1 pseudogene is annotated in these 253 nt (G+C 47.0%); it reads right to left on the bottom strand.

The annotated features are described in order from the left end of the window. Positions 1–253: pseudogene (gene wecH, locus SB756_RS32835) on the bottom strand (O-acetyltransferase WecH); the annotation flags it as partial.

Here is a 253-nt window from a genome sequence, read left to right as displayed (position 1 = left end):
ACCTGAATCAGCGGTGAAACCAGATAAATCACCGCAATCGCGAAGAAAAACCATAAGTGGTAAAACACTGGCTTTTGCAGCAGGTTTTTCAGCGCTAACTCCACATTGATGGAGGTAAATAGTGCAATGTAGAGCAGCGCGATTGCGCTATAAAAAAACAGCCATAAGCCGATACGCAAGAAATGGCGCGGCTGGGCGCTGCGTTCGCCAAAAAAGAGATAGCCGGATATCATGAAAAATAGCGGCACGCTGA

The organism is Pseudomonas sp. SIMBA_068 (genome assembly GCF_046534705.1).
GTDB classification, from domain to species: domain Bacteria; phylum Pseudomonadota; class Gammaproteobacteria; order Pseudomonadales; family Pseudomonadaceae; genus Aquipseudomonas; species Aquipseudomonas putida.
The sequence above is the reverse complement of the archived record's forward strand: the minus strand, read 5'-3'. Positions and strand labels throughout refer to the sequence as shown.